The following is a 926-nucleotide window of genomic DNA, read 5'->3' as shown; positions in this document are numbered from 1 at the left end:
GGCGGAATGTTCGGGAATGGTTTGCAGCCCGCAACCAGTTCGCCATAATGTTCGGCGAGCGCTTCGCCGCTTGAGTATCTGAAAACCCATGGGCCAGGCCAGATACACAGACTTCAGGACACTCCCGGTTTCACCCACCACCCATAACCGTAACAGACTGTTATCAATCGTTTTTTCATAGGTTTTTTAGTGCTTAACTCTCTTACACTATATATTTTAACAAAATTCTTAACAAAAAAGGCACCGCCTCTTGGGGGCTACGCCCCCGCCGGCTCGCGGCCTACGGCCGCCCCGATCGCGCTTCGCGCGATCTCCCACCCGGCATCCCCCTGCTCGCCCTTCCAGGGCTGCGCTAAACGGACATGCCTACGGCGCAAAATCATAATCTGACGATGCATTCCCGCATCGTCTCTCCACCAGCACCCTCCTCTCCCGCGTCGGCGCCTTCGGCGCCCTACGGGGCTCCCGCTCCGCGCTCGCCCAACGCCTGCAACACCAGAAGAACCGGGCAAGACCGTAATCTGCTCAAGACGCACCGGTATTCAGGCGATCATTCAGCAGCTCACGTGTCGCAGCATGCCCACCAGACGCCACAGGATGGCCGTACAGGCGTTATTGTGTGTGGCGGCTAGTTGGGTTGGCAATAACGGGAATTGCGCTTTGTGCGGCCTCCCATGGCGCTCTGCTGGCTTTATCAGGAATTGATGGGCTGTCCATTTCTGTCTGACCGTCCAGATATCCTCCTCCTGACTTTCAGTGGGATAGTTCTGATTGAAAAACCCAAGCGTTAGGGATATGATGCATTATGCCGACGCTTCTACGCATCAATGGATTTCGTGTCGTGATTTACACGGCAGATCATGTGCCAATGCACGTTCACGTCATAAGCGCGGATGGAGAAGCGGTGATTGAAATTGGCAGGAAAG

The 926-nt window shown here is 55.3% G+C and carries 1 protein-coding gene; it reads left to right on the top strand.

Annotated features, from left to right (window positions below; all coding sequences use genetic code 11):
- Positions 1–805: 805 nt before the first annotated feature.
- Positions 806–926: DUF4160 domain-containing protein (locus OQZ28_RS17595; protein WP_458136702.1), on the top strand; the 121-nt coding region annotated here is incomplete at its 3' end.

It is taken from the genome of Komagataeibacter sp. NFXK3 (genome assembly GCF_054182245.1).
The sequence above is the reverse complement of the archived record's forward strand: the minus strand, read 5'-3'. Positions and strand labels throughout refer to the sequence as shown.